Annotated in this window: 22 protein-coding genes; 9 read left to right on the top strand and 13 right to left on the bottom strand. The window is 66.7% G+C overall.

The features are described 5' to 3' along the window. Positions 1-97 precede the first annotated feature (97 nt). The 3 genes from rpoN to BLU04_RS09190 are packed head-to-tail and all read left to right on the top strand — an operon-like array spanning position 98 to position 3034. Positions 98-1537: an RNA polymerase factor sigma-54 gene (rpoN, locus tag BLU04_RS09200; protein WP_093284981.1), complete on the top strand. Its 1440-nt coding sequence runs from the start codon at positions 98-100 to the stop codon at positions 1535-1537. Then, positions 1534-2193, top strand: coding sequence for a sulfite oxidase-like oxidoreductase (locus BLU04_RS09195; RefSeq protein WP_093284978.1), 660 nt, complete (start codon positions 1534-1536; stop codon positions 2191-2193). Before rpoN ends, BLU04_RS09195 begins: the two co-directional genes overlap by 4 nt. Positions 2194-2248: 55 nt before the next feature. After that, entirely contained in the window at positions 2249-3034 is a 786-nt protein-coding gene (locus tag BLU04_RS09190) for a tetratricopeptide repeat protein (protein WP_093284976.1), read from the top strand. A 69-nt stretch (positions 3035-3103) separates the two neighbouring features. On the opposite strand, the gene BLU04_RS09185 is transcribed toward BLU04_RS09190, so the two are convergent. Further along, on the bottom strand, positions 3104-3781 hold the full coding sequence (locus BLU04_RS09185; RefSeq protein ID WP_157895241.1) for a C4-type zinc ribbon domain-containing protein: 678 nt from the start codon (positions 3779-3781) through the stop codon (positions 3104-3106). Positions 3782-3932: 151 nt separating this feature from the next. Here BLU04_RS09185 and BLU04_RS09180 point away from each other — a divergent pair, with 151 nt between their 5' ends. From BLU04_RS09180 to BLU04_RS16440, 5 genes are read left to right on the top strand one after another with little or no spacing between them, the layout of a single operon-like run. Continuing rightward, positions 3933-4310, top strand: coding sequence for a GntR family transcriptional regulator (locus BLU04_RS09180; protein WP_093284971.1), 378 nt, complete (start codon positions 3933-3935; stop codon positions 4308-4310). Beyond that, the gene (locus BLU04_RS09175; protein ID WP_093284968.1) at positions 4307-5218 is read left to right on the top strand and encodes an ABC transporter ATP-binding protein; all 912 of its coding nucleotides are present in this window, start codon (positions 4307-4309) and stop codon (positions 5216-5218) included. Before BLU04_RS09180 ends, BLU04_RS09175 begins: the two co-directional genes overlap by 4 nt. Positions 5219-5242: 24 nt before the next feature. After that, on the top strand, positions 5243-9739 hold the full coding sequence (locus BLU04_RS09170; RefSeq protein WP_093284966.1) for a hypothetical protein: 4497 nt from the start codon (positions 5243-5245) through the stop codon (positions 9737-9739). After that, positions 9736-12975, top strand: a complete 3240-nt coding sequence (locus tag BLU04_RS16445) for a hypothetical protein (protein WP_157895240.1) — start codon at positions 9736-9738, stop codon at positions 12973-12975. The genes BLU04_RS09170 and BLU04_RS16445 overlap by 4 nt, the downstream gene beginning before the upstream one ends. A gap of 32 nt (positions 12976-13007) precedes the next feature. After that, positions 13008-13700: a GDSL-type esterase/lipase family protein gene (locus tag BLU04_RS16440; protein ID WP_157895239.1), complete on the top strand. Its 693-nt coding sequence runs from the start codon at positions 13008-13010 to the stop codon at positions 13698-13700. Between the two features lie 318 nt (positions 13701-14018). Here BLU04_RS16440 and pyrE read toward each other — a convergent pair whose 3' ends face one another. From pyrE to BLU04_RS09140, 5 genes are all read right to left on the bottom strand, one after another. Next, positions 14019-14624, bottom strand: a complete 606-nt coding sequence (gene pyrE / locus BLU04_RS09160) for an orotate phosphoribosyltransferase (RefSeq protein WP_093284960.1) — start codon at positions 14622-14624, stop codon at positions 14019-14021. Between the two features lie 4 nt (positions 14625-14628). After that, the gene (locus BLU04_RS09155) at positions 14629-15009 is read right to left on the bottom strand and encodes a Rid family detoxifying hydrolase (RefSeq protein ID WP_093284958.1); all 381 of its coding nucleotides are present in this window, start codon (positions 15007-15009) and stop codon (positions 14629-14631) included. A gap of 39 nt (positions 15010-15048) precedes the next feature. Further along, positions 15049-15564: a hypothetical protein gene (locus BLU04_RS09150; protein ID WP_093284955.1), complete on the bottom strand. Its 516-nt coding sequence runs from the start codon at positions 15562-15564 to the stop codon at positions 15049-15051. Positions 15565-15583: 19 nt separating this feature from the next. Then, a complete protein-coding gene (locus tag BLU04_RS09145) occupies positions 15584-16582 on the bottom strand; it encodes a hypothetical protein (RefSeq protein WP_093284951.1) in 999 nt (332 codons plus the stop codon). Between the two features lie 88 nt (positions 16583-16670). Further along, positions 16671-17174 (bottom strand): hypothetical protein, encoded by a 504-nt coding sequence (locus tag BLU04_RS09140; RefSeq protein ID WP_093284948.1) that lies wholly within the window; start codon positions 17172-17174, stop codon positions 16671-16673. Between the two features lie 85 nt (positions 17175-17259). Between BLU04_RS09140 and BLU04_RS09135 the strand changes: the two genes are divergently transcribed. After that, the gene (locus tag BLU04_RS09135; protein ID WP_157895238.1) at positions 17260-17841 is read left to right on the top strand and encodes a BsuPI-related putative proteinase inhibitor; all 582 of its coding nucleotides are present in this window, start codon (positions 17260-17262) and stop codon (positions 17839-17841) included. Between the two features lie 28 nt (positions 17842-17869). Here BLU04_RS09135 and BLU04_RS09130 read toward each other — a convergent pair whose 3' ends face one another. The 7 genes from BLU04_RS09130 to BLU04_RS09100 form a co-directional block, all read right to left on the bottom strand. After that, positions 17870-18559, bottom strand: coding sequence for a hypothetical protein (locus tag BLU04_RS09130; RefSeq protein WP_157895237.1), 690 nt, complete (start codon positions 18557-18559; stop codon positions 17870-17872). A 71-nt stretch (positions 18560-18630) separates the two neighbouring features. Further along, positions 18631-19401 carry an inositol monophosphatase family protein gene (locus BLU04_RS09125; protein WP_093284940.1) on the bottom strand — a complete coding sequence of 257 codons (771 nt, stop codon included), beginning with the start codon at positions 19399-19401 and terminating at the stop codon, positions 18631-18633. Between the two features lie 25 nt (positions 19402-19426). Then, complete coding sequence (locus BLU04_RS09120; RefSeq protein WP_093284938.1) at positions 19427-19900, bottom strand: hypothetical protein; 474 nt, start codon at positions 19898-19900, stop codon at positions 19427-19429. A 44-nt stretch (positions 19901-19944) separates the two neighbouring features. After that, positions 19945-20322: a response regulator gene (locus tag BLU04_RS09115; RefSeq protein ID WP_093284935.1), complete on the bottom strand. Its 378-nt coding sequence runs from the start codon at positions 20320-20322 to the stop codon at positions 19945-19947. A gap of 68 nt (positions 20323-20390) precedes the next feature. Further along, entirely contained in the window at positions 20391-21554 is a 1164-nt protein-coding gene (locus tag BLU04_RS09110) for a sulfite reductase subunit alpha (RefSeq protein WP_093284933.1), read from the bottom strand. A gap of 133 nt (positions 21555-21687) precedes the next feature. Then, positions 21688-22581: a transglutaminase family protein gene (locus tag BLU04_RS09105; RefSeq protein ID WP_093284930.1), complete on the bottom strand. Its 894-nt coding sequence runs from the start codon at positions 22579-22581 to the stop codon at positions 21688-21690. A 30-nt stretch (positions 22582-22611) separates the two neighbouring features. Further along, entirely contained in the window at positions 22612-25275 is a 2664-nt protein-coding gene (locus tag BLU04_RS09100; RefSeq protein WP_093284928.1) for a circularly permuted type 2 ATP-grasp protein, read from the bottom strand. Positions 25276-25770 lie beyond the last annotated feature (495 nt).

Raw genomic sequence — 25770 nt, 5'->3', positions numbered from 1 at the left:
CTAAGTAGAAAAATGCAGCGAAAATCATGCCAATTCCCCACTTTTCGCCACTTTTCCATTTGCAACCCTGAGAAGGGATTTTAATGTAGATCCATCCATGGGCGGTTTCGGACTCCATCAAAACCTCGGGCTCGGCCAGACGCTCTCGCCGCAGATGCAGCAGTCGCTCGCGCTGCTGCAGGCCCCGGCGCTGGAGCTCCGTTCCCTCATCCAGCAGGAGATCGAGATCAACCCGGTCCTCGAGGAGATGCACGAGGAACCGGGTCCCGAGAATACCGACTCGACCGCCGACGACTGGGACGGCGAGAGCAGCGGGAGCGAATCGAGCGACCGCGACGCCGAGGCGGCCGCCGAGGCCGATGCCGACTGGCGGGAATACTTCGCCCAGTCGAAGGCCGGAAACGGCTCCTACACCGCCGAGGACGCCGAGCGCCGCCGCTATTTCTTCGATTCCCAGGCCGAGGAGGAGAGCCTCTCCGCCCACCTGACGGAGCAGCTCACCCTCGCCGCCGACGATCCGAAGATCATCGAGGCGGGCAAGGAGATCATCGGGAGCCTCGACGACGACGGCTTCCTCACCGCCACCCTCGACGAGGTCGCCGCCTCGGCGATGCTCCCCGCGGCGGTCGTCCACCAGGCACTCGCCCTCGTCCAGACCTTCGACCCCATCGGCGTCGCCGCCCGGGACCTCCGGGAGTGCCTCCTCATCCAGCTCGACCGCCTGGGCAAGGCCGAGGACATCGAGGCCGCCATCGTCTCCCACCACCTTCCCGACCTCGGCCGGAGGAAGTTCCAGGATATCGCCCGCGCCCTCCGCGTCCCGGTGGAGCGGGTGAACCAGGCCGCCCACTTCATCTCGACCCTCCAGCCCCGCCCCGGCTCGACCTACGCTCCCGACGACAAGAGGAACATCGTCCAGGCCGAGCTCGCCGTGCAGAAGCAGGGGACGCAGTGGGTCGTCGTCCTGAACGACGACGCCGTTCCCCGCCTCCGCATCAGCGACACCTACAAGGACATCCTCGCCACCGACGGCAACGACGCGAAGGTCCGCGAGTACCTGAAGGACAAGATCCGCTCCGGGAAGTTCATCATCAAGTGCCTCCACCTCCGGCAGCAGACCCTCTTCAACATCGCCACGGCGATCGTCGCGAGGCAGACCGAGTTCTTCGAGCAGGGGGCCGCGATGCTGAAGCCCCTCACGATGAGCCAGATCGCCGAGGCCGTCAGCGTCCACGAGACGACCGTCAGCCGCGCCATCGCGAACAAGTACATCCAGACCCCGTGGGGTGTCTTCGATCTGAAATACTTCTTCACCCCCGGCTACCAGACCTCCAGCGGGGAATTCCTCTCCAATACCAGCGTTAAGGAATCGATCGCCGACCTCGTCTCCCGGGAGAATCCCCAGAAGCCCCTCTCCGACCAGGAGATCGTCACCATCCTTTCCGAGCGCGGCATCCCGCTGGCCCGGCGCACCGTCGCCAAATACCGCTCCGAATTGAACATCCTCCCCTCGAACCTTCGCCGCACGGGGTCATGATCCCCCTCCACATTGAGGCCAAGGAACGGTGGGCGGCGAAGATGAAGGCCCGTCAGGCCGGCCTCCCGCCCGCGCCCCGGGATGCCGTCCGCAGCGGGGAACGCCTCCCCCCCGGCCAACACCTCACCCAGGGAGGGGCCTTCCCCGTCCTCGACCTCGGCATCCAGCCCCGGATCGACCTCCCCCGCTGGCGGCTGAAGATCGGCGGGGCCGTCGAGACCCCGATCGAATTCGGCTGGGAAGCCTTCAACGCCATCCCCCAGGTCGACGATGTCAGCGACTTCCATTGCGTCACCACCTGGAGCAAATACGACTGCCGCTGGGCCGGGGTCGCCTTCGCCACCCTGATCGACCTCGTCCGTCCTTTGCCCGAGGCCCGTTTTGTTTTCTTTACCTCCTCCGACAGCTATTCTACCAATGTTCCGATGGAATCCCTGCTGGACGACGACGTCCTGATCGCCACCCGCTTCGACGGGGAAGCTCTTTCCCGCGAGCACGGCGGTCCCGCCCGGGTCATCGTCCCGAAGCTCTACGCCTGGAAGGGGGCCAAATTCGTGAAGGAAATCGAGTTCCTTACCGAAGACCGTCCCGGCTTCTGGGAACAGCGCGGCTACTCGAACACCGCCTGCCCCTGGAAGGAAGAACGCTTCGCCTGATCCCCTTCCCCACTTTCGTCTTCATCACCCCGCCTATCCGCTTATCCCCCTCTTCATGAAACGCCTCCCCCTCCGCGCCCTTCTCTTCCTCGTCCTCGCCTCGACGGCGATCAGCCTGCAAGCCCAAACCGCCGCGCCCGCCGCCCCCGCCGGGACCGGCACAGTGATCCCCGCCGTCCCGCCCAACGCCCCCGTCCCGCCGCCCGCTTCCAACACCCCCCCGCCGCCGACGCCCGACCAGATCGCGAAGTGGCAGCAGGTGTTGACGAACTTCGGCGCGGAGAAATACGCCGACGCCCTCGCGGGGGTCGAAGACCTCATCCGCGCCCGCCCCACCGACAACCAGCTCCTCCTGGTCCGCGGCAACATCCTCCTGAAGCTCGAACGGTGGGCTCCCGCCACCGACCAGTTCAACGCCGTCCTGAAGATCACCCCGAAGGACGCCTCCGCCCGCTACGGCCTCGGCGAAGTCGCCTACTACCAGAAGAAATACGCCGACGCCCGCGCCGTCTACCAGCAGCTCAACGCCGACGATCCGAAGAACGACCTCTTCACCTATAAGATCTTCCTCACCTACCTCATGGAGGACAACCTGACCGAGGCGAAGAACCGCCTCGACAAGTTCGACTTCGCCGGGAACAGCCCCGCCTATTACTTCGCGATGGCCGCGTGGAATTACAAGGCGGGCAAGCCGACCGACGCCGAGAGCTACATCGCCTCCTCGGTCTCGATCTTCCCCCCCATCGCCAACAACCTCTTCGCCGATCCCCTCATGAGCGCGGGCTGGCTGAAGAAGAAGGTCGGCAACCTCGGGATCGCCGCCCCCTCCGGCGCGAGGTAGGCAGGCGGCCCGGCCGCTGGTGGAAGGGGAGCGGACCGAAGTCCCAACCCTTCCTCCGGCTGGCTGCGGTTATTCGGAGAAATAGAGCAACCGGCCGCAGCTCTCGCACGAGGCGATGTTCTGCTCCAGGTTCGCCCGGGCGATCTGCACCGTCTGCGCCGTCACCTTCATGTGGCAACCGCTGCAGATCCCGCCGACCAGCGCCGACACGGGATGCTTCTTCTTCGCCGCGAAGAGGCGGCGGTAACGGGATAAAAGAGTCTCCCCCTCGGGGCAGGTCAGGACCGAGGCCTCGGCCTCCTGCTGGAGCGCCCCCACCCGTCCGGCCTCGGCATCGAGGCGGGTCTTGCGGGCGGCGATCGCCTCCTTCTGCTTTACCAGGTCGGCCTCCTGGACCTTCAGCTGGGCCTCCTCGGAAACAATCTGCTGGTCGAGCTCGGACGCCCGCTCCATGCGGACCAGTTCCTCGTCCTCGACCGCGACGATCGCCTTCTCCACGTGGGCGATCTCCTTGTCGAGCGCCGCATACTCCTCGTTCTTCCGCGTCTGGAGCATCTGCGCCTTGTACTTCGCCACCTGCTCCCGCTTCGACTTCGCGTCGAGGTCGAGGGCCTTCCGCTCCACCTCGATCTGGCGGAGGGCGTTGCGGAGGTAATCGAGCCGGGCGGAGGCCGCCTTGCGCTTGTCCTCCAGCGCCTTTTCCTCCAGCGGGAGGCGGGCCAATTCCTCGCGGATCTTCGTCAGCATTTCATCGCGTTCCTGAAGGATCAGGAGATTTTGGAGAACAAGGAGCATCGCAGCCTTTTTAGGGCCAATCACCATCCAGGGCAAGGGCCCGTTGACAAAACACGGTGTCCTATGATAACTAGAACACTAAGATCACCCCCGCGATCCCGCCATGCTCCCCTTTCCCATCGAATTCAAACCCGGCGCGCCCGTCTCGGAGCAGCTCGCCTATGCGGTGCGCAAGGCGGCGATCAGCGGGCAGCTTCAGCCCGGAGACCGCTTTCCCTCCGTCCGCGCCTTGAGCCAGGAATTGCGGATCAACCCGAACACCGCCCACAAAGTCGTCGCCTCGCTCGTCGCCGAGGGCCTCCTCGAAGTCCATCCCGGCATCGGGACCGTCGTCGGCAAAGTGCCGCAATCGACGCCGCAACAGCGCGGGGAACTCCTCGGCCCCGAGGTTGAGCGCGTCGTCGTCGAGGCGAAGAAACTCCGCCTCTCCCTTTCCGAAATCCAAAACGCCATCGAAACCCACTGGAAACGCCTCTCATGAACATCATCGAGACTGAAAACCTGACCCGCCGCTACGGCAAGAACGACGCCGTCAACGGCCTCACCTTCCACGTCCCCGAAGGGGCCATCTACGCCTTCCTGGGGCCGAACGGCGCGGGCAAGACCACCACCATCCAGACCCTCCTCAACATCCAGCGCCCCACCTCCGGGATCGCCCGCGTCCTCGGCGTCCCCACGACCGCCCTCGGCCCGAAGGAACTCGCCCAGATCGGCTACGTCTCGGAAAACCAGCAGCTCCCGGAGTCGATGACCGTCGACCGCTTCCTCGCCTGGTGCAAGCCGATGTATCCCACTTGGGACGATGCTTTTGCGGATCAATTGCGTGCTCGTTTCGAGCTTCCGTTAGACAGAAAGTTGAAGAACCTCTCGCGCGGCATGAAGATGAAGGCGGCCCTCCTCGCCTCGATCGCCTACCGCCCCCGCCTCCTCGTCCTCGACGAGCCCTTCTCCGGCCTCGATCCCCTCATGCGGGACGAGTTCATCCGGGGCGTCCTCGAGCTCTCCGAGCAGGAGAAATGGACCGTCTTCCTCTCCTCCCACGACATCGACGAAGTCGAGCGCCTCGCCGACTGGGTCGGCATCCTCAACATGGGGAAGCTCCACCTCTCCGAGGCGAGCGAGTCGCTCCAGCGCCGCTTCCGCCGCGTCGAGTTCACCGTGAAGGAAGAGAACCGGAAGCTCCCCGCCTCCCTCCCCGCGTCGTGGTACGTCGCCGAGGTCGCCGGACACGGTGTCCGCTTCGTCACCGGGGAATACGTCGCGGGCGAGACCGAGAAGAAAGTCGCCGAGATCTTCCCCGACGCCTCCCCCGTCACCGTCAGCCCCATGCCCCTGCGCGAGATCTTCCTCGCCCTCGCCCGCACCTTCCGCATCAAACCGACGCTCTAGCCGCCATAGCAGCCTCCCTCCTGCATGAAGCTCTTCCTTCACCAGTTCAAAAAGGATTTCCGGGAAACCTGGGGCCTCTGGCTCGTCTGGGCTCTCCTCGTCCTCGTCCAGTTCGGCCTCGCCGCGTGGAACGTCGATCCGTGGAGCCCCGTCCGGCAGGGCTTCTACGGCCAGGTCATCGATTCCCTGCCCCTCCTCCACTCCCTCATCCTCTTCGTCCTCATCCCGGCCCTCCTTCTCCAGGAACCGGCCGTCGGCGTCTCCGCCTCGTGGCTCACCCGGCCCATGCCCCGGACCTTCGTCCTGGGGAGCAAGCTCGCCTCGCTCTTCCTCCTCGTCCTCTTCCCCCTCCTCGGCCAGTGCGCCGTCCTCGCCTCCCACCACATCGTCCCGCGCGACGTCGCCTTCGCCGGGCTCGAGATCGCGCTGAGGGAGCTGAGCTGGATCGCCACGGGGACCGCCCTCGCCGTCTTCTGCGCCAACTTCGGCCAGTTCCTCATCGCCGCCGCCATCCTCTACGCCGCGCAGATGTTCGGGGACTGGATCTGGAGCGGCATCGCCACCCTCCTCCTGAAGGTCCATCCCGTCACCCCGTCCTTCTCCCCCGCCGACCCGCTCGCCCATCCCTTCCTCTACCAAAGCCGGAGCATCGCCTCCGACCTCCTCCGCATCCTCTTCTGCCTCGGCGTCCTCCTCTTCCAATACACGACGCGCCGGACCCGCATCGCCCTCGTCTGCGCCGTCGCCGGATTCGTCCTCTCCGAAACCGCCCTCCGCTACTGGCCGTGGGACTTCGTCGACCCCCTCGTCGCCGCCCTGCCCGCGCCCACCGCCTTCGACGCCTCCGGCCTCCGCGTCCAGCCCGATGGGAATCACAACCTCAGCACCCAGGCCGACCCGAAAAAGGGACCGTTGAAGAGCCTCAGCATCAACCTGTTCCCGACTCCCTACCCCCTCGACCAAGCCCTCTCCTTCACCTCCGAGGGAGGCGAGATCGTCTACCCCGACGGCAGCCGTCTGCCGCTGCCGACAATGCGGACCATGTGGGAGTTCTCCGGCATTTTTTCCTCTGGCAGCATCGGCTACGGCGGCAACGATCAGTCCCTCCCCTTTGAAGCCGCCATCGGCCATCTGCCGCTCCTCAACAGCCACCTCTGGCTCGAGCAAACCGCGAACCTCTTCGATCTCTTCACCCTCGACGGAGAGACCTACGACAAGAACGAGAAGAAACTCGGCGCCGCCACCTTCCGCCTCAACGGTAGGGCCGCCTCCTACCGCATCACCGCCGAACTGCCGCTGAAGGCTGGAGCCGTGGCCGCGTGGGGATCGCATCGCCTCACCCTCGTCGAAGTCCACAAGCCGAAGACCGAGCCCGCGCCTCCCAGCAACGCCGCCTGGGCATCCCGCCGCGCCGATCAAGGCGAAGGCATCTCCCTCACCCTCCGGGAGCGGACCCTTTCCCTCCTCTTCCAGCCCCTCCGGCCCGATACCAGCGGCCGCCCCCCCGTCTACCTCCTCGTGAACCGAAAACGGGGCGAGGCAATCCAGACCAACGACGGCAACGGCTACAACAACTACATCGCCGACCGGGTGTCCCCCGGCCCGAGGAACGCGGCGAACCCGCTCCTCTCGAAGGTCGCCCTCGGCGGCATCCCCTTCGAGACCACCTTCCCCTCCGTCCTCACCTTCGGCACCCCCTCCCCCGATCGCAACGCCATCCTCCCCGTCCCCATCGACGACGCGTGGCTCGCCGACGCCGTCCTCGTCCGCCTCGAACCGGCTCCCGACGCCACCTTCACCCTCCCCCTCTCCCTCCCGGAGTTCGCCCTCGACGGCCATACCCTCCCCAACTACGAGGAGACCCACCCCGATTACGTCGATCCCGCCACCCTCCGCCAGATCGTCCTCCCGCCGAACCCCACCCGCGCCGAGGTCTGGAAATACATCCTCCGCGTCGCCGCCGTCTCGGGCCGCCAGAGGAACAACCAGGACAAGAGCCTCCAGGTCTCGATGCTCGCCGCCGTCAGCCCAGCCCATGCGCAGGAACTCCTCATCGCCTACGGCATCTTCGTGAACGTGAACCAGCAATACGTCCGCGAGGCCCTCGAGGCCCTCGATCTCCGGCAATCCCCGCCCGGCACCCAGGCGATGCTCTTCCGCCTCCTCCCCGCCCACACCGAACTCGTCGACCTCCTCCACCCGAACCACTGGGAAGAGGACGCCAAGCCGATCCTCCTCCGCAAGCTCGCCGAGCGGGAGCGTCACGAGAATATCGACTACCGCTGGCTCCAGGCCCTCGACTCCCTTCACGACGACAAGGAGGTGAAGGACGCCTTCCTCGCCCTCCTCCCCGACCAGGGCAACATCGGCCACTTCATCCTCGACCACCATTGGGAGGCCGAGGCGAAGCCGATCCTCCTCGACGCCATCGCCAACGCGAAGTCCGACGCCCGGTTCGACAACGACTGGATCAGGAGCCTCTCCGGCTTCGCCGCCGATCCCGCGGTGAAGGCCGCCCTCCTCCGCATCCTGCCGAACAACGCCGAAGCCATCGACGCCGTCGTCGAGAACCATTGGGAGACCGAGGCCAAGCCGATCCTCATCGCCGCCATCGCCGCGAAGAAGCCGGGCGACAACGTCGACAACCGCTGGGTCCGCGTCCTCGACGGCTTCCACGACGACAGCGCCGTAAAGGCCTCGATCCTTCGCGCCCTCCAGACGAACCAGGACCAGATCGGCATCGTCCTCGAGCGCCATTGGGAGGCCGACGCGAAGCCGATCATCCTCGCCGCCGTCTCCGAGGCGAAGCCGGAGCGGAACTTCAACGCGAAGTGGATGAAATTCCTCGCCTCCTATCCCGACGACCCCGATGCGAAGCGGGCCGTCCTCCACGTCCTGCCGTGGGAGGAGGACGCCGTCGACGCCGTCGTCGACGCCGGATGGATGGCCGACGCGAAGCCAATCCTCCTCGACGAGATCGCCCGCTCGAAGCCCGACCGGGAGTTCCCCTGGAAGTGGATGCAGTTCCTCGCCTCCTACCCCGACGATCCAGAGACGAAGGCCCTCCTCCTCCGACTCCTCCCCTCGAACCAGCGGATCATCGAGATCATCCTCCAGAACCATTGGGAGAACGAGGCTTTCCCGATCGTCCTGCAGACCCTCACCGAACGGAAACCGAACACCCGTTATAACGACAGGTGGTTCGATCTCCTCAATACCTTCGGCGACCGCCCCGGCGTGAAGGAAGCCGTCCTCCGCTCCCTTCCGGCGAACTCCCACGCCATCTCCCCCGTCGTCGACCACCATTGGGAAGCCGAGGCGAAGCCGACCCTCGTCGCCGCCATCGCCGCCGTCCGCGCGGGCCAGGGCATTGACAGGTTCTGGGTCCAGGCCCTCGCCTCCCTCCGCGCCCCCGACACCTACGACGTCCTCCTCGACTACGCCGAGCGGGTCTACTTCAACTACAACACCGTCTTCAACGACCTCCGCGCCCTCCCCGGCCCCGTCGTCGCCGCGCGGGTGGAGAAGTTCTGGAACCTCAACCGGACGACCTGGGACGAGGGCCAGGTGATCACGACCGCCGCCGAGTGGGGCCTCCCCGACGCCCTCGACCGCGCGATCGAGCTCCTCTCCGAACCTCCCGGCAAGACCAAGAAGGAGAAATACATTCGCGACACCCATCGGGACTGGGCCCTCCGCGTCCTCCGGTTCACCATTCCCGTTCCCAGCACCCTCCTCGACGAGGACATTCCCGCCTGGTACGCGGCCAACAAGGCGAAGTACGCCTTCGATCCGATCCTCGGCCGCTTCGTCCTCCATCCCCGCCTCCTCCCTCCCAACGCGCCGTGGCCCGCCTCCAACGATTACTTCAAAAATCTCGGCACGCGGGCCGCAAAAGGAGAGACCGCCGCCCTCGACGAAGTCGAAGCCGCCCTCGCCCGCGCCCGGGAGGGAGCCGATCCGAAGCTCGGCGGCAACGTCGCCGCCCGCGCCCGCGAACTCGCCTTCATCACCTTCGGCGTCCTCCGGGACGAAGCCGTCCCGAAGACCCCGCCCGAGCCGCCGAAGCCCCTCGGCTTCGCCAAGAACAACGACACCACCGACGACGCCCCTCCCGCCCCGGAGCCGCCCCCCTACGCCTTCAACCCCGACATTCTCCGCGTCCTCGACTACGCCTCGACAAAGGAAGCCCTCCGCCCCTTCGTCCCGATCGCCTTCAGCCGGGCCGCCGAACGGGGGAACGAGACCGCGCTCGATGCCCTCATCCATTACCAGAAACGGCAGCTCGCCCTCGCCGACGTCCTCTTCCACCTCGCCAACGCCACGCGGAAGGGAAACCCCGTCGCCGTCGACTTCGTCGCCGGGCTCCGCAACGACCCCAACGCCGACGAAAAAATCCTGAACGACGCCCTCGGCCAGCTCCGCGCCGCCGCGAACAACGGCAATGAAAAGGCCAAGGCCGCCTACCGCACCCTCTCCCAGAATCCCCTTCCCAACCCGACCCCCTCCACCCCCCGATGAACCTCCTCGTCCACCAGTTCAAGAAAGACTTCCGCCAGACCTGGATCCTCTGGGCCCTCTGGGCCTTCTTCACGATCCTCCAGTTCGCTCTCGCCGGAGTCGACCTCCGGCCGGGGGAGAGCCCGGCCTCCCGCACCTACGCCCAGATCGCCGCGATGGTGCCGATGCTCAACTCCCTCCTCCTCCTCGTCCTCATCCCCGCCCTCCTCCTCCAGGAGCCGACCGTCGGCGTCTCCGCCTTCTGGCTCACCCGCCCCCTCCCCCGGGCCACCGTCCTCGGGAGCAAGCTGATCGCCCTCGGCCTTCTCTTCCTCCTCCCCGTCCTCGGCCAATGCGCCGTCCTCCTCGCCCACCACGTCCTCCCGGGAGACGTGGCGCTGGCCGGTCTCCAGATCGCCCTGAGCCAGCTCCGCTGGATCACCCTCGCCGCCGTCCTCGCCGTGCTGAGCCCCAGCTTCGGCCGCTTTGTCATCGTCGCCGTCGTCTTCTTCACCCTCCAATATTTCAGCGATTGGCTCTTCGGCTGGATCACCCAGCTTCACGCAAAGCCGACCCCCGCCACCTTCGCTGACAGCGTCTCCTTCACCCTCCCCGTCTGCCGGGGCGTCGTCGGCGACCTCCTCCACATCCTCTTCGCCCTCGGCATCCTCTTCTTCCAATACCTCACCCGCCGCACCCGGATCTCCCTCGTCCTGGCCGGAGTCGGCCTCCTCGCCGCCGCCGAGATTCCCAAATTCTGGTTCTGGGACTTCCTCCGCGCCCCTGAGTCCGCCGCCGTCGATCCCGAGCTCAACCTCTCCCCCGACTCCATCCAGATCGCGCCGGGCGGGAACCATAACGTCTACGAGGGAAACGAGGGCGGCCCCAACACCCCCATGCAGAAGATCGTGAACACCACGCTGGAGGTCTCGGGCCTCAAGCCGAAGCAGGCCCTCTTCATCCAGAGCCTGGGAGGGACCCTCACCCTGGCCGACGGCTCAACGATCGCTCTTTCCTCCCTCGGCAGCCCCACCTTTTCGACCACCGCCGCCGTCCTTGAGGAGGCCCTCGGCAACATCCCCTTCCTCAACGTCACCCCCTTCTCGCCCCTCAGCCAGAGCGAGAACCTCAACGTCTCCCTCTTCTCCCTCGACCCGGCCTACTACGCCTCCCACCTGGAAACCGCCGGGAAGGCTTCCTTCACGTTCAAGTGTTCCGCCATCGGCTACCACATCGCCAACGAAGTGCCGCTGAAGAAGGGGGAAGGCTTCAGCGACGGCTCGACCCGCACCACGATCACTGAGGTCCGCTCGAACTCGAATAGCGTCGCCGTCGGCTTCGAGGTCCGGGCCGTCTACCTGCGGCTCCGCCCCTCCAGCTACACGCATGGCGCGTTCTCGACCCACTACGCCCTCGTCAACCGCAAGCGCGGGGAAGCCATGGTCCTTGAGGCCGACCGGCAGCCTTTTGATGCGCGGAGCGTCGATTCCGCTTCCGGCTTCGTCGTCGGCCTTCGCACCCTCCTGCCCGCAGGGGAACAGATCGAGAATACCAGCGCCTTTTCCCTCCTCGGCAAGCAGCTCGACGAGAACATGGGCTCGATGCGAATCAGCCTCCACTTCATCGTCCCCGTCGACGCCGCATGGCTGGCCGACGCCACCCTCGTCCGCCTCGAGAGTCAGCGGGGCAAGATCTTCGAGGAACGGATGGAGCTGCCGAACTTCGCCCTCGACGGCCATACCCTGCCCACCTGGGAAGAGGTCCGGCGCCGGAAGGCGATGAGCGACGCCCTCTCCAAGATCGCCCCCCTTCCCGAGCACCCGAGCCGGAGTGAGGCCTGGCAGTACATCCGCGCCATCGCAGGCCTCGCCACCCCCGAAAGCCTCCGCGATGATGATCCCCAGATCGCCCTCCTCCAGAAAGTCGGCCCCGCCAATGCCGACCAGCTCCTCATCGCGATGGAGCGGGGCTTCCTCGACTGGTATCCCGTCCGCGCCTTCAACCGCCTCGACTTCAAGGCCGAGCCCAACGAGGTGGCGAAGAAAATGACCTTCCGCATCCTCGCCGCCCATCCCGACCTGATCGACGCCATCCTCCACAACGGATGGGAGAAGGAGGCCGAGCCCTTCATCCTGGAGGCCCTAGGCAACGCGAAGACCGACTTCCGCAACCTGTATTCGCAGACCGCGCCCCATCACCGCTGGGTTCAGGCCGTCGCCTCCCTCCGCGATCCCGCCAGCTACGACCTCCTCTTCACCTGGACCGAAAACCGGTCGCTCGACAAAAAGCAGTTCGGCAGCTCCGACTTCGACTCCAATCTCTACCGCAACCTCCGAGCCCTCCCCGGGCCCCTCGTCGCCGGCTCGGTCGAGAAGGTGTGGAAACAGAAGCGGGGGACCGACCAGGAATCGTCCTTCCTCGGCACCGCCCTCGAATGGGGCCTCCCCGACGCCCTCGACCGCACCGTCGAGATCCTCGCCGAACCCCTCCCCGCCGACCCGAAGGAAAAGGAGAAGCAGCAGAACATCAAGAACACGGCCCGCAACCTCTTCAACAACCGGACGGCCTGCCCGGGCAACCTCCTCGACGGGGCGCTCGTCGAGTGGTATGCCGCCAACAAGGCCCGCCTCGCCTTCGACATCCGCCTCGGTCGCTTCCTCGCCACCCGCGATCCCGCCCCTCCCGGCCCCGACGAGCCGTGGCAGAAACCCGAGGATCACATGAAGGACCTCGGCATCCGCGCCGCCTGGGGCGACCTCGCCGCCGTCGATGAAATGGACGCGCTTCTGGCCCGTCTCAGCGACGGTATCGATCCCGCTGCCGATCCGAAGCGGCTGGAAAACCTGACGAATCTCGCCTGGAACGCCGCTGGTGCGATCCGCGAGGAGGCTCGGAAGACCCCGGAGACCGCCTTCCCCGTCCTCCGCCAGATGAACACGAAGGAACGGCTCCGCCGCTTCGTCCCCCAGGGGTACAAGATGGCCGCCGCCGACGGGAACGACGAGGCTGTCGAGACCCTGCTCCGCTACGAGAAGAACGGCTGGACACTCCCCGCCACGATCGACGCCCTGTGGGAAGCGGTCCAGAAGGGGAACCCGAAGGCGGTCGACTTCGTCGCCGCCGTCCTCGCCGATCCGGCGAAGAAGAAATTCTGGAACCAGGCCGGGAACTGCCTGAAGGAACTGGCCAACGCCGGGAACCCGAAGGCGAAGGCCGCCTACGAGGCGTGGCAGAAGGCGAAGTCCCCGACGGATTGACCCGCAAGGGGGAGGGAGGGCAGAGTCGGGACGTGAACGCACTCCTCCCGGCCGCCTTCCTCCTGGCTGCGCTGGCGTTCCCCCTTTCGGCCCAGCCGACGACGGCGATCCCGAGCGACGCCAACGCGAAGGCCTTCCCCCAGTGGTTCGCCGCGTCCGCCCGACGGGTCGAGGAGGCGAAGGGGAAGCAGATCGACACGATTTTCCTCGGCGACGCCCTCACCGAGGAATGGCTCCGCCCCGACGGCGGCCTGCCGCTCTGGAAGCAATCCTACGCCGACCGGGCGCTGAACTTCGGCCTCGCCGGGGACGGCACCGAGCATCTCCTCTGGCGGATGACCCAAATCGATCTCTCCCCCTTCGCTCCGCCCATCCGCAATGTCGTGATCCTCATCGGGACGAACGATACCGTCCATCCGCCCGAAGCCATCGTCGAGGGCATTCAGGCCGTCCAGGCCCGCAGCCGCCTCCTCTTCCCCCAAGCCCGCACCCTCCTCGTCGGCCTCCCCCACAACGCCCGCGCCGACAAAACGACGCAGGCCGTGAACGCGGCACTCCAAACCCTGGCCGATGGGAAGGAAACGTTCTACGTCGACCTACCCGGCAAGATGACGCCCGACCGGGAGGGGAAGACGTGGCAGGGGCTCGCCCCGGATCGATTCCATCTCTCCCCGGAAGGGTACAAGATGTGGAGTGAGGCGATGGATGGGATGCTGGGGAAATAGGGAGAGTGCTAGGGGGAACCGAAGCGGCTTGATCTGTCGCTCAGTGCTGAGAAGCGGGACAGCCCTTCGGGGCTTGCGCGGTCAACCCTGTACAGCTGGAGGCGACCCGCTTTATAGCCACAGAGGGGCTTCGCCCCTCCGTGACCTCCTGTTCGGAGGGCCTGAACTAGGCGGACGCGTTTCTGCTGCGCCTCGTCTCCTAACTGGATTAAAATCGGATGGTTCCGGTACGCCCGAGGGTACGTACTGAAGGGGTAGCGGCACCAATACGCCTAGACTCCTATTGGGAGACGGCTCGATGGAAGCGGGAACGCGTTCCTACTTCCCGCTACCCGGCTTTACGGCAGGCACACCGCGCAGGTCTTCCGGGATCGCGTCGGCCGCGAATGTCTCCACCTGGAGACGGAGCAGGCTGACGAAGGGAACGCCGAAGTCGACCTTCTCTCCCCGCTCGACGATGCAGCAGATCCCGGCGATGACGCCGCCCGCCTCGGTGACGCGGGCGATGGTCTCGCGGACCGCGCTTCCCGTCGTGACCACGTCCTCGGCGACGAGGAAACGCTGGCCGGGGGTGATCGCGAAGCGGCGGATGACGAGCTTCCCCTCGGCCTTCTCGGCGAAGATGTGGCGCGTCCGCAGGTGGCGCGCCACGTCCTGCCCGACGAGGATGCCGCCCATCGCCGGGGAGACGACGGCGTCGAAAGCCAGGTCGAGCGCCTTCACCTTCGCGGCGAGGTCGCCGCAGAGATCGGAGGCCAGCTCCGCATGCTGCAGGAGGTGAGCGCACTGGAAGAACTGGCGGCTGTGGAGGCCGGAGCGAAGGAGAAAATGGCCGTCGAGCAACGCCCCCGTCTGGCGGAAGGCCTCGAGGACCTTCGCCTGGACGAGCTCGGCGTTGATTGCCGCGTTGGGATCGACGGACATAAGCCTAGGCGCGGGCGATGACTTCGATTTCGACGCGGGCGGCCTTCGGCAGCGCGGCGACCTGGAAGGTCGAGCGGGCCGGGGGCTCGGAGGCGAAGTGCTTCGCGTAGACTTCGTTCATCGCGCCGAATTCGGCGAGGTCGGCCATGAAGACGCTCGCCTTCACGACGTTCGCGAGGGTGAGGCCTTCGGCGGCGAGGAGGGCCTTGATATTGGCGATGACCTGCTCCGTCTGCGCGGCGATCCCCTCGGGGAACTGGCCGGTGGCCGGGATCGTGGGGATCTGGCCGGCGAGGAAGACGAAGTCCCCGGTGCGGATGCCCTGGGAGTACGGGCCGACGGCCTGGGGGGCGTCGGGCGAGGAGATGACTTTCTTGGAACTCATGCCCCGATATTCGCCATCGAACGGGGGCTGAAAAGAAAATTAATGGGCGGGAGGCGGCTCTTCGGGGGTGCCGTGGCCGAGGAGCAAGTGCTGGGGCGTCTCGGCGGGGGCCTCGATGTAGAAATTGGCCCGGTATTGGTAGGGCAGCAGAAGGGAGATGAGGGCGTCCTTCCAGCTGCCGTCGACCCAGTAGGGATCGCGGCTGAAGTGGCCGTCCGCGCCGAACTCCGCCCAGAGCCAGGTGTAGCTCCCGCTCTGCGCCTCGGCGGCGAAGCCCCCCGTCTGGGCGACGACGAGGGAGAGCCGCTCCGCGCCGTGCTGCTCCGCCTGGCAGATGAGTTCCCCGCCCTCGCGCAGCTGCCAGCGGAGGTCCCAATACTGGACCTCCCCGTTGGCCCACGCGGTGCCGTGCTGCTGGAGGAGGAGGGTGAGGGCCTGGGCGAATTGACGCCATTCCTCCTCGCTCCAGACGGGGGGCTGCATGATCGCCTGGACCCGCTTGATCCGCTGCCGCCACTCGTGGAAGAGGCGCTGCAGCTCGACAAGGGAGATCATGGCCGGGACGGAGGCTGGGCTACCGCGAGGGGATCGAGTTCGGGACGCGGCCCTGGAGCTGGTCGACCTGGGTCTTCAGCGTCGAGTAGTTGCGGAACTGGTCGGCGTTGACCTTGTCGATGGCCGCGCGGAGGCGGGCAATCTGCTCCTGCTGGGCGTTGATCGTGTCGTTGAGCTTGGAGATCTGGCCCTGCGTGCGGGAGAGGTCTTCCTTCAGCCCCATGACCTCGGCGGCGTAATGGTGGTCGAGGTCGGCGAGGGAGGCCCGCTGGAGCTCGACCTTCTTGAAGAGGATGTAGCCGCCGTACCCGGCCAGGCACGAGGCAATGATGAAGGCGACGAGGATCGAGTAGGTAATCGTCGCGAGGACGTTCCCGAACGATTTCTGTTCCTTTTTCTGGCGTTCCGCGTTGCCGCGGAAATCACTGATGTGCTGGGGGGTCGGGGTGGCCATGGGGGGAATCTCCTGTGGAGGTTGAACGGACGGGATCGTCGACGGCACCGCCGGTGCCGTCTGCGCGGGAGCCGGGGTGGCGGGTTGAGGCCGGGGAGGGCCGGGAATGAAAATGATTTCCTCCTTGGGAGGGGGAACGACGGCGGCGAGTTCGGGCAGGGGCACCGGTTCGGGCTCGGGGGTCGGCTCGGGTTCCCGTTCCGGCTCGGACTCGGGGACCATGGCCGCGACAGGAGCCGATGCCGGAGCGGCCTCCGGCTCGGGCTCAACCGGGGGAACGAGAAGTTCCAATTCGGGCTCCGGCGTCGGTTCGGCCACGGGAACGGGGTCGGGAGCCGGCGCCTGGGCCTTCGGCGCTTCGGCGAAGGAGAAGAGATCGGGCTCGCTTGCCTTGGCGCTCTCCTTGGCCTTCGGTTGGACGGAGGGATGGATGCCGGTATGGGGCTGGGGCACGGCGGGGGCCTCTCCCTTCGCCTCGCGGGAACGCTTGGGCGGGGTCGGCTTCGGGATGAGGGGGTTCCCCCCGCCCTTGTCCGGGTTCGGCGGATCGGTCTTCAGTGCCATGGCGGAAAGGGACTAAAATGGGGAAGAGCGGCCCCGGGATCAAGCCCGTACCTCTGTGCCAGCGGCTTTCGGGACGATTTAGGGGATCCTAATTCCCGAAACCGTGCTTTTTGTTTTCCTTCACCATGGCCTGAAGGAGGGCCATGTCTTCCGGGGTGACGCCGCGCGGGATCAGGAGGGTCTCGTTGATCACGGTGTCGATCACCGGGCTGTAGACGATCCGGCCGTTGAGGGAGACGACGAGGATCTTGCCCGTCTTCTGGATCGTCACCGCATTGAGCAGGAGCCCGGCGTGGCGGCTGAAATGGATCACCGCCCCCGTCTCGCCGTTCTCCCCCGCATAGGGCTCCACGGCCTCCAGATCGCGCTCGGAGGCCTCGGGATCGACGTTGATGTGGATCGTCTGGTCGGGATCGGTGAGGTTCAGCGGCATCGAGCGGGAGCCGGGATCCTCGTTCTGGATGTAGACGCGGAGGACGAGCTTCGGCTTCTCCCCTCCCGCCTGGAGGGCACCCGCCGGGAGGAGGAGCCCCGCCGCGAGGACGAGCGGAAAAAGAAGTTTCCCGCCCCGGATGCAGCCTCGGAATGTCATGCGGTACCAGTTACCTTCTTTGACGCGCAGGAGCAACGCGCAAAATGCGGGTTGCATTCCCCGACGCGCCGGAGAACATATCGTGATGGTTCGCCTTCGTCTGCTCGCTTCGGTCCTGATCCTGGCCTCCCCCCTCTCCCTGCCCGCCGTCGACATCAGCCCCAGCCGGGACAATGCCCCGAACTCCCGCGACACCCCGACGGGCGCGGGCCGCTTCAGCATCTTCGATGGCGATCCGGCCCGGATCCAGAAGGCCAATTCGATCGATTTCAACGACTTCAAGCCGACCCTCGACGTCGACCCCTCGGGCCTCGCCCTGTCCTCCTACACCTCGGACGCCTCGGGCGCCCACCTGCTGAAGGTCGTCTTCAACGTGAAGAACATGGGAAAGCGGACCTACACCCTCTCCTTCCCCACCTCGCAGCGGTTTGAGCTGCTGTTCAAGAATCCCGCCGGGCAGGTCGTCTACAAGTGGTCCCTCGACAAGCGTTTCCTCGACGAGGTCGGGATGCTGATGATCAACCCGACCGATCAGGTCGGCTACACGGAAACGATCCCGCTCGACAAGCTCTACGCCCCGCTCATCGCCGGGACCTACACCGTCGACCTCCGCCTCTCGAACTATCCCGAGATCGGGGCCTCCGCCCCGTTCAAGGTCTCGCCTTGATCTAGGTCTAGGACTTCGGCGAACCCCGTCAGGGCTTCGGCTCGGCGGGTTGGGGGATCGAGAGGCTCGCTCCCTTCACGTCCTTGTTGATCAGGTCGCGGACTTCCTCCAGGGACATCGTCGGGCCGTATTTGCCGCCGTTCTTGATGAACTGCTGGGTCATCGGATCGCCGTTCGACATCCCCTCGGCGAAGGGCTTCGGGGTGAGGATGGCGTCGGCCTCGCGGCCCTTGTAATCGACCATCGCGACGCTCTTGTCGAAGCCGGGAGCCTTCTTGGCGTCGAAGTTGGAGGTCTTCTGCCCCGCCAGCGACGAGGTCGAGCCCGACATCGGGGACATCCCCTGGAACAGCCCGGTCTGCGGCACCTCGGCCTGCTTGTTGAATGAATCGAGCATCGGGGAATAGATCGTCCGTCCGCCGATCTCGGCGCGGCGGTCGGTGAGGTCGGAGCCCTTCATGGCGAAGGGGGCGCTCTTCCCGTCGAAGGCGGACCGCATCGTGTCGAAGCTGCTGACCTTGCCGCTCGTGTCGAACATCTTCGACGCCATCGAGCTCTGCTTGTCGGTGATCGGCGAGGAGGCGAAGGCGGAGCCCGAATCGACCGGCAACGCGGGATCGGCGGCCCGCACCAAGCCGGGAATGGCAAGGCAAAGCCCCAGCGCCGCGCCGCAGCGCAACGCCTTCAGAGAGCCGGAAGAAGTGCCATCCTTACCCATGGCCGCGAAGCGTATCCGAAAACGGCTAAAAAAGCAATGCGGGCGTAAAAGAAGCCTCTTCGCCCTCTTCGCTACTCCCCCCACCGCTTCGGCGGAACCTTGCCGTTGCTGGCGATCAGCGTGAACGTATGCGGCTCCGTCCCATAGGGCTCGAGCTCGATCGCCCCGCCCGCCTCGCGCACCAAGAGGACGCCGCCCGCGACGTCCCAAAGGCGGATGCTCCGCTCCAGGTAGATGTCGAGGCGTCCGGCGGCGACGTAGGCCAGGTCGAGGGCCGCGCTGCCGTTCATCCGCAGCTTCTGGGCGTTGAGCCCGTAGAAGGTGACGAGGGCGATGCTCTCGTCGACGACGTTCTTTCCCTTCGAGAAGCCGGTCGAGACCATCGCCTCCTTGAGCGTCGCCCGGTCGCTGGCGGCGAGGCGCTTCCCGTTGACGAAGGCGCCGCCGCCCTTGACGGCAGTGAAGACCTCGTCCCGGTTCGGGTCGTAGGTGACGGCGAGGACGCTCTCGCCCTTGTGCTGGAGGGCGATGGCAGCGCAGAAGTGGGGGAAGTTGTGGAAGAAGTTCACCGTCCCGTCGATCGGGTCGACGATCCACTGCCATTCGGTGACGCCGTACTCGCTCCCGCCCTCCTCGCCGAAGACGGAGTGGTCGGGGAAGGCCGCGAGGAGCATCGCGGTGATCTGCTCCTGGCATTCGCAATCGAGGCGGAGCTTCACGTCGTGATCGGTCGCGAGGTCGACGGCCTTCTCGGAGCCGAGGGCCTCCTTCTGGCGGAGACCGGCGGCGCGGGCCGCCTCGACGGCCTTTTCGAGGGCCAGGGGGGGAAGGGGGTAGCTCATGGCAAAGAAGAAAAGGGAAAGAGGGTTAGGGAAGGAAGCCCTCGTTGCGGAGGTAGGCGATGATCCGGTCCCGTTCCTGCGGGGTCAGCGGACGCTCGGGGGTTTCCTCGATGCGGATCTCCTCGCCGCCCTCGGCGGAGACGATCTCGATGTCGCGCCCCTCGACGAGCATCCGGACGGCCCCGCTCCGGGCGGGACCGGCGTCGGGAAGGGAATCGGCGTCGTTTTCCTCATCGAGGACCGCCTCGGCGAGGGCGTCGAAGGCCTCGGAGCCGGTTCCCTTCTCCCGCGTGCGGGAGGGCGCCTGCCCCTTGCCGAGGCCGGGCGCGAGCGCCGCCGCGAGGGCGACGACGGTGTCCTGGAGATCGCCGACGCGGCGGGCGAACCGCCGGAGCCAGATCCAGTAGACCAGGAGGAAGGCGACCGCGCCGCCGCCGAGCGACGTGACGAAGATCAGCGCGAGTTCCGCGGCGGTGTCCGATGGCACGGGGAGGTTCATCCCAGGAGCGAAGAAGGGGGCGGGGGGACTGGCGTCGGCCCGCCCTAGGCGGCCTTCGGCGCGAGGGGGATGAGGCTGGAGAGGGTGGCGATGAGGATGTCCTCGCCGAAGGGCTTCGTGAGGTACTTCTCGACGCCCTGCTCGAAGGCAAAGGTCTGGCTGTCGGTCGCGCTCTCCGCCGTCAGCATCACGATGGGGATGCCGGCGGTGGCGGGGTCGGCCTTGAGCTTCGTGACGGCCTCGAGGCCGGTCATCACCGGCATGGTGATGTCCATGAGGATGAGGTCGGGCTTCTCCGAGGAGGCCTTCGCGACCCCTTCCTCGCCGTTCATCGCCGAGATGTGTTCGACATCGTAATTCTTCAGGGCCTTGGCCACGACCATGTGGACCATCTTGGAGTCGTCAACGCTCAGAATTTTCATATGTCGTCCTTGTTTTCTATCTCGGCGGTTCGTGTTTGGGAATCGGGCGGAAGTCCTAGTTGCGAGGCCTAGTAGACGTCCTTCAGATAGCGCTTCTCGGTCTTGGCGAAGGTGACCTCGATGTATTCGACGGCCTTCTCGGGCGTCAGGCCGCCGTGCTGCTGGGCGATGGTGATGAGGGCCTGGTGGACGTCCTTCGCCATCCGCTTCGCGTCGCCGCAGACGTAGAAGTAGGCGCCTTCCTGGAGCCACTTCCACATTTCGGCACCGTTCTCCAGCATCCGGTTCTGGACGTAGATCTTCTCGGCCTGGTCGCGGGAGAAGGCGGTGTCGAGGCGGGTGAGGAGGCCTTCCTTCTGGTAGGCGTCGAACTCCTCCTCGTAGAGGAAGTCGCCCGCCTTGGTCTGGTCGCCGAAGAAGAGCCAGTTCTTGCCCTTCGCGCCCTTGTGCTTCCGCTCCTGGAGGAAGGCGCGGAACGGGGCGATGCCGGTGCCGGGCCCGACCATGATCACCGCGACGTCGTCCGGGGGAAGGTGGAAGTGGCGGGTCGGCTGGACGAAGACGGGGACGACGGGGGCGCCGAGGGGGCAATCGTCGGCCATGTAGCCGGAGGCGAGGCCCTTCTTGGCGCGGCCGTGGGTCTCATACCGGACGATGGCGACCGTGAGGTGGACGTGCTCGGGATGGGGGAGCGAGGAGGAGGCGATGGAGTAGAGGCGGGGGGCCGTCTTGTTGACGAGGAGGATGAATTCCTCCGAAGTCAGGTGGACGCCGGGATACTCGAGCAGGACGTCGATGTAATCGCGGGTGAAGACGAATTCGGTGAGGGCCTCCTCGTTCGCCACGATCGCAGCGAGGGAGTCCTTCTTCTCCCCGGCGGGGAGCTTCTCGGCGATGGCCTTCACGAACTTCTTGCCGACCCGGTTCAGGATGTAGCCGGTGCTGAGGGCGTGGCGGAGGGAGACTTCGCCCGTCGGGCTGGGGATGATCGCCTCGGGGTTGAGGGAGAGGAGCCTGATGATCTCGTCGACGACGGCGGGGGGATTCTGGGCGAAGACGCCGAGGGAATCGCCCGCGTGATAGACGAGGCCGCTGCCGCTGATGTCGACGATGATGTGGCGCGTGTCCTTGGTCGAGGCCCCCTTGCTCAGGAGGCGGTTCTCGGAAAGGCGAGCCGGAAAGGGATTCGTACGGGAGTAGGCGGAAGGTGCGGCGGGAGTGGGCTGAGACATAAACAAATAACGTTGTTCTAGTTAGTTAAATTCTTTTGCGGAAATGCCAATGTTTTTTGACTCATTCGCCAAAATTGTCGCCCGATCGCCGCCGATTGAAGGCATTTCGACCGAAACGGGCCAGGAAATCAGCCTAACCGCGGTTTGCGGCAACCGCTCCCTCGTCGACCGGGGAGACATCGACCGAAAGGTAGAGCGAGTGGGCTCCCCCCCCCGTCAGCGTCCCGCGGATGAGGCTGACGTCAGCATAATCGCGGCCCCACCCGATGACGACATAGTCGCTGTCGACGAGGCGGTTGTTCGTCGGGTCGATGTCGATCCAGCCGTGGCCGGGGCAGTAGAAGGAGACCCAGGCGTGGGAGGCGTCGGCCCCGAAGAGCTTCGTCTGGCCCGGCGGGGGCTCCGTGCGGATGTAGCCGCTGACGTACCGGGCGGCGAGGCCCATCGACCGGAGGCAGGCGATCTGGAAGTGGGCGAAGTCCTGGCAGACGCCCCGCCGCTTCTCGAAGACTTCGGCGATCGGGGTGCTCACCGTCGTCGCCTCGGCGTCGAAGGTGAAGTCGGAGAAGATGCGGCGGGAGAGGTCGAGGGCCCCGGCCAGGACGGGAAGCCCGGCGGGGAAGCTCCGCTCGGTCCACTCCCGGATCGCGTCGCTCCACGGGGCGTGGAGGGAGGGGTAGAGGAAGGCGCGGGGATCGGGGTCGGAGGCCTCCAGGAGAGCCTCGACGGCCTTCTCCCACGGCGCGGTGTCGGAGGCCATCGGGAGGGTCCGGGGCAGGGTCTCGACGCGGCTCACGCACTTGATCTGGAAACTCTTGTGGGCCTCCTCGACGAAGACCTCGTCGACGTGGTTGCCGAAGGCGTCGACCCGTTCCCGGACGTAGAGGGGGCGCGGCAGGAACTCGATCCGGGAGGAGAGGACCCGCTGGTGGTTCCCGGCCCGAAGCCGCATCCGCAACTGGTGCCGGGAGAGGGAGACCGACTCGGCGTAGCGGTATTCGGTCCAGTGGTAGACTTCAAAAATCATGGGAATCCTGGAGCGCCTCGGTTCGGTTGATCAAACGGCCTCGGGGAGATCGAGCGCCACGTCGCGGCCGACCGAGGCGGTGCGGAGGTGGATGAAGAAACGGCGGGAGAGCAGGCCGGAGAGCTCCCCCATCGCCGACTCGACGGCGCTCAACGCCCGGGGGCCGACCTTCTTCAACTCGATCAGGCGGACGTCGTTCAGGACGCGGAGGACGAGGCGCTCCTCCGGCAGCCGGTAGGCGTCCTCCCCGTCGCGGGGGAGGCCGAGGAGGTCGTCGAGCATCCGGGAGAGCTGCCCGACGAGGGAGCGGGGATTCCCCTCGTCGCAGAGGAGGAGCTCCAGGACGGCGTCCCGGTGGATCACCGCGTACTTCCCCCGGTAGACGATGACGGCGTCGAAGACGTCGAGGAGGGTCTCGAAGAGCGCGCCGCCCTCCCCCCGCTCGGGATTCTCCCCGATCTGGCCCCGGCTGAAGAACGACTCCGCGATGATCCGGGAGCTGTAGAGGGAACGCTCGATCCGTCGCCCGAGGTCGATGAAGCGCCAGCCGAAGTCGTGGGTCCGGTTCTCCGTCAGCACGCCGTTGAGGGCCGAGAGATGGAGGAGGATCTGGTTGAGGTTGAGGTCGGCCTCGCCGCCGTAGCCCTCGGGGGCGGAAGTCGGAGCCGACTGAAGCCGCGCCTCCATCTGCCCCTTGGCCCTGGCCGCGTCGGAGGAGAAGACGGGGACGGGGGGAAGGATATCGGGCAGCTGGCTCGCGATGCGCCAGGCGTCGTCGGTCACCTGGTCGCGGACCGAGGTGATGATGTCCCGCAGGCGCTCGACGATGTTGAGGAGGCTCCCTCCGTTCTCCCGGCTCAGCATCTGGGAGATGAGGACGGAGCGGAGTTCCTCGGGCGACGGGCACTCGACCGTCGAGGCGGGGAGCTGGCCGAAGTGGAGGAAGGTCCGCACGAGGGGCTTCAGGTCGTCGATGTCGACCCAGCCCTGCTGGTCGGACAGGCCCTCCAGGGCGGTCCGGGCGATGCGGGCGGTGAACTCGGCCCGCTCGGCGTAGCGGCCGAGCCAGAAGAGGTTGTCGGCCATGCGGCTCGTCAGCCCCGTCGTCGCCCGGCGGGGGCTCGACAGGGCCGGATTCGACTGGGCGGACGCCGCCTTCGCCGATTCGGGCCTCACGCCCGACGACTGGGATTGCGATTGGGATGGGCCCTGCCCCTGCGATTGGCCCGGGGCGGGGCCCGCAGCGGAGCGCGTCCCCTCCTCGTCGAACTCGACCCAGGTGTCCTTCGAGCCGCCGCCGCGCCGGATGAGGACGCCGTGGCTCAGGTCCTCGTCGGCGACCCGCGTCAGGCCGCCGGGCATCACGGCGTAGTCGTCCCCGCACCGGACGGCGAAGACGCGGAGGATGACGGAGCGGGGCTCCAGCCGTCCCTCGGCGAAGTCGGGGCATTGGGAGAGGCGGACGAATTCCTGCGCGGTGAACATCTCGGGCCGCTGCCGGATCGCCTTGCGGATCGCGTCGAGGCCGTCGCCTCCGGCCTTGCTGCCTGCGCGGGAGGGGAAATCGCCCGGGGTGTCGAAGGCGGGCTCGCAGACGAGGGCGGCGAGGTTGTTAAGGACATATTGCCGCTCCGCCGCCTGGCCGCACCACCACGTGGCCACGGAAGGCATGAGGAGCTTCTCCCCCAGCAGCCGCTCGGAGAGCTTCGGCAGGAAGGCCCCGAGCGCCGGGCATTGGACGAGGCCGCTGCCGAGGCTGTTCGCGAGGGCGACCGTCCCCGCCCGCACCGCGTTCAGGAGGCCGGGGACGCCGAGGAGGGAGTCGTCGCGGAGCTCGAGCGGATCGCAGTAGCTGTCGTCGACGCGGCGGACGATGACATCGACGCGGCGGAGCCCCTGCAGGGTGCGGATGTAGACGACGTCGTCCCGTACGGTGAGGTCCTGCCCCTCGACGAGGGTGAGGTCGAGGTTGCGGGCGAGGTAATCGTGCTCGAAGTAGGTTTCGTTCAGCCGTCCCGGCGTCATCAGGACGATCGTCGGCATCTCGCCCGTCCGGGGGGAGAGGGCCTCCAGGGCCTCCTTCATCTTGCGGAAATAGCCGCTGAGACGGGCGATCTTCGTCTGGCTGGAGCGGAAGATCTCCGGGAAGACGCGGGAGGAGACGACGCGGTTCTCCAGCGCGTAGCCCGCGCCCGAGGGGGCCTGGGTACGGTCGGAGAGGACCCACCACGTCCCGTCCGGGGAACGGGCGAGGTCGACGGCGTAATTCACGAGGCGCGCCCCCTTCGGCACCGGGACGCCGACGCAGGGCCGGAGCCACGCCTCGTTCCCGAGCACGAGGGCCGGGGGGATCATCCGGTCGGCGACGAGGCGTCCGCCGTTCGGGCTGTAGGCGTCCTCGAGGATCGCATTGAGGAGGCGGCCCCGCTGCCGGACGGCCGACTCGATGCGGCTCCACTCGGCCTGCGGGATGCGGAGGGGGATCGGGTTCAGCTCCCAGGACCGGAACGGCCCCTGGGTATCCCACATGCTCGCGTTGTAGGCGACGCCGTTGTCCCGGAGGATGCGGCGGGCCTTGTTCCAGCGGCGGGTGATCTCCCCTTCCCCCAGCTCGTCGAAGTAGGCGCCGACCTCCCGCCAATGGGGCCGGAGGGAGCCGTCGGGCTGGAGGAACTCGTCGTAAAGGGAGGCCAACGCGCCCTCGCGCCGCCGATATCCCAAGGGAACGGCAGACGACCCGCGGAAAGCGGAGGGAACTCGGATCGCGGAAGTCACGCTCGACACAAGGCGATCCTCCCGATTCCGAGGGCGGTACTCAAGCTCTTAGACGGTTTGGCGAAGCCGGGGCGGATGAATCGGGACGGGCAGTCCATGAAGGCCCGGACAAGGCACGGGGGGCTTCGGGTGCACTGGCATTCGGACGCACGAGGAAAGGGATCGCGGGACGGGAACTGCCCTTCGGGGCTTGCGGGGTCAACCCTGTACAGCTGGAGGCGATCCGCTTTATAGCCCAAGAGGGGCTTCGCCCCTCCTCGAACCTCCCCCTCTGAGGGCCTTAGCTAGGCGGACGCGCTTTGGCGGCGCCTCGTCTCCGAACTGGATTAAAATCGGCTGATTCCTGGAGCGCCCGAGGGTACGAGCGTTAGGGAGAGACGGGGCCAATGCGCCCTGACTCCTATGGGAGAGGCG

Source organism: Verrucomicrobium sp. GAS474, assembly GCF_900105685.1.
Taxonomy (GTDB): Bacteria; Verrucomicrobiota; Verrucomicrobiia; order Methylacidiphilales; family GAS474; genus GAS474.
The sequence above is the reverse complement of the archived record's forward strand: the minus strand, read 5'-3'. Positions and strand labels throughout refer to the sequence as shown.

Bases quoted from the DNA above. Each gene is read 5' to 3' on its own strand.
- BLU04_RS09185 (WP_157895241.1), bottom strand. From the start codon at position 3,781: ATGCTGACGAAGATCCGCGAGGAATTGGCCCGCCTCCCGCTGGAGGAA.
- BLU04_RS09195 (WP_093284978.1), top strand. From the start codon at position 1,534: ATGATCCCCCTCCACATTGAGGCCAAGGAACGGTGGGCGGCGAAGATG.
- BLU04_RS09175 (WP_093284968.1), top strand. From the start codon at position 4,307: ATGAACATCATCGAGACTGAAAACCTGACCCGCCGCTACGGCAAGAAC.
- BLU04_RS09150 (WP_093284955.1), bottom strand. From the start codon at position 15,564: ATGATCTCCCTTGTCGAGCTGCAGCGCCTCTTCCACGAGTGGCGGCAG.
- BLU04_RS09180 (WP_093284971.1), top strand. From the start codon at position 3,933: ATGCTCCCCTTTCCCATCGAATTCAAACCCGGCGCGCCCGTCTCGGAG.
- BLU04_RS09120 (WP_093284938.1), bottom strand. From the start codon at position 19,900: ATGAACCTCCCCGTGCCATCGGACACCGCCGCGGAACTCGCGCTGATC.
- BLU04_RS09130 (WP_157895237.1), bottom strand. From the start codon at position 18,559: ATGGGTAAGGATGGCACTTCTTCCGGCTCTCTGAAGGCGTTGCGCTGC.
- BLU04_RS09155 (WP_093284958.1), bottom strand. From the start codon at position 15,009: ATGAGTTCCAAGAAAGTCATCTCCTCGCCCGACGCCCCCCAGGCCGTC.
- BLU04_RS09140 (WP_093284948.1), bottom strand. From the start codon at position 17,174: ATGACATTCCGAGGCTGCATCCGGGGCGGGAAACTTCTTTTTCCGCTC.
- rpoN (WP_093284981.1), top strand. From the start codon at position 98: ATGGGCGGTTTCGGACTCCATCAAAACCTCGGGCTCGGCCAGACGCTC.
- pyrE (WP_093284960.1), bottom strand. From the start codon at position 14,624: ATGTCCGTCGATCCCAACGCGGCAATCAACGCCGAGCTCGTCCAGGCG.
- BLU04_RS09135 (WP_157895238.1), top strand. From the start codon at position 17,260: ATGGTTCGCCTTCGTCTGCTCGCTTCGGTCCTGATCCTGGCCTCCCCC.
- BLU04_RS16445 (WP_157895240.1), top strand. From the start codon at position 9,736: ATGAACCTCCTCGTCCACCAGTTCAAGAAAGACTTCCGCCAGACCTGG.
- BLU04_RS09170 (WP_093284966.1), top strand. From the start codon at position 5,243: ATGAAGCTCTTCCTTCACCAGTTCAAAAAGGATTTCCGGGAAACCTGG.
- BLU04_RS09145 (WP_093284951.1), bottom strand. From the start codon at position 16,582: ATGGCACTGAAGACCGATCCGCCGAACCCGGACAAGGGCGGGGGGAAC.
- BLU04_RS09125 (WP_093284940.1), bottom strand. From the start codon at position 19,401: ATGAGCTACCCCCTTCCCCCCCTGGCCCTCGAAAAGGCCGTCGAGGCG.
- BLU04_RS09105 (WP_093284930.1), bottom strand. From the start codon at position 22,581: ATGATTTTTGAAGTCTACCACTGGACCGAATACCGCTACGCCGAGTCG.
- BLU04_RS09115 (WP_093284935.1), bottom strand. From the start codon at position 20,322: ATGAAAATTCTGAGCGTTGACGACTCCAAGATGGTCCACATGGTCGTG.
- BLU04_RS09190 (WP_093284976.1), top strand. From the start codon at position 2,249: ATGAAACGCCTCCCCCTCCGCGCCCTTCTCTTCCTCGTCCTCGCCTCG.
- BLU04_RS09110 (WP_093284933.1), bottom strand. From the start codon at position 21,554: ATGTCTCAGCCCACTCCCGCCGCACCTTCCGCCTACTCCCGTACGAAT.